1 protein-coding gene and 1 pseudogene are annotated in these 1,488 nt (G+C 80.0%); one reads left to right on the forward strand and one right to left on the reverse strand.

Going from position 1 to position 1,488, the window contains the following annotated elements; genetic code table 11:
* On the forward strand, positions 1-1,401 hold a 1,401-nt coding region (locus tag AB0E96_RS41080), incomplete at its 5' end, for an HD domain-containing protein (RefSeq protein ID WP_359831938.1).
* Positions 1,402-1,409: 8 nt separating this feature from the next.
* On the opposite strand, the pseudogene AB0E96_RS41085 reads toward AB0E96_RS41080, so the two are convergent.
* Positions 1,410-1,488 (reverse strand): annotated as a pseudogene (locus AB0E96_RS41085) (DUF5703 family protein); the annotation flags it as partial.

Consider the following 1,488-nt stretch of genomic DNA (forward strand, 5'->3'; position numbering starts at 1 on the left):
CTGCGCGCCGCGGCCGCCGCCGCGCAGAACGGGCTGGCCCTCTCCCACGCCACGGTGCGCCGGCTGGCCGCCGAGTGCCGCCCGCTGCCGGTGCCCTGGCCGGACGAGGCGCGCGAGCAGCTGGTCACCCTGCTGGGCGCGGGGGAGCCCGCCGTACCGGTGTGGGAGGCCCTGGAGGCGCAGGGAGTGGTCCGACGGCTGCTGCCGGACTGGGAACGGGTGCGCTGCCGTCCGCAGCGCAACGCGGTGCACCGCTGGACGGTGGACCGGCACCTGGTCGAGACGGCCGCGCGGGCCGCCGAGATGACCCGCCGGGTGGCCCGGCCGGACCTGCTGCTGATCGCCGCGCTGCTGCACGACATCGGCAAGGGCTGGCCGGGGGACCACAGCGAGGCGGGCGAGGTGATCGTCCGCGACCTCGGCGCCCGGATGGGCTTCGGCCCCGCGGACACCGAGACCCTCGCGGTGCTGGTCCGCCACCACCTGATGCTGGTGGACACCGCGACCCGGCGGGCCCCGGACGACCCGGCCACCGTCGAGGCGGTCACCAAGGTCGTCGCCACCCTGCCCGAGCTGGAACTGCTGCACGCGCTCACCGAGGCCGACGCGCTGGCCACCGGCCCGGCCGCGTGGAGCGGCTGGCGGGCCTCGCTGGTGAACGGCCTGGTGGCCCGGGTGGCCGGCCGGCTGGCCGGTACCGGCGCCCCGCCGGCGGAGACGGCGCCGACCGCGGAGCAGGAACGGCTCGCGGTCGAGGCCGCCCGCACCGGGCAGCCCGCGCTGTCGCTGCGGGCCCGGTCCGAGGCGTCGGGGCCGGGCGGGCCGGTGGGCGCCGAGCCGATGGGCGTCGAGCTGAACCTGGCGGTCCCGGACCGGCCCGGGCTGCTCGGCACGGCCGCCGGGGTGCTCGCGCTGCACCGGCTGGCCGTCCGCTCGGCCGGGCTGCGCGAGCTGGACCCGGTGGGCGCCGGGCCGGTGCTGCTGCTGTCCTGGCGGGTGGCGGCCGAGTACGGGGAGCTGCCGGAGGCGGCCCGGCTGCGGGCCGACCTGCGCCGGGCGCTGGACGGCTCGCTGGACGTCGCCCGCCGGCTCGCCGAGCGGGACGCCGCCGCCCCGCGCCGCCGGGGCATCCCCACCCCGCCGCCGATGGTCGCGGTGGCGCCCGCGGTGGCCTCGGCGACGGCGACGGTGCTGGAGGTCCGCGCGCACGACGCCCCCGGGCTGCTGCACCGGATCGGCCGGGCGCTGGACGGGGCGGGCGTGCGGGTGCGCACCGCGCACGTCTCCACGCTCGGCGCGGAGGCCGTCGACTCGTTCTACCTGACCGACGGGGCGGGCCGTCCGCTGACCGCCGGGCGGGCGGGCGAGGTGGCGGCCGCCGTCCGGGCCGCGCTGGGCTGAGCGGCGGGCCGGTGCCGGACCGTCCGGCTCCCGTCGGGGAACAGCCTCAACCGGTCGAGCTCCCAGTGCCCGTACTCGGCGTGCTCG

This window comes from Kitasatospora sp. NPDC036755, from assembly GCF_040636595.1.
Taxonomy (GTDB): Bacteria; Actinomycetota; Actinomycetes; order Streptomycetales; family Streptomycetaceae; genus Kitasatospora.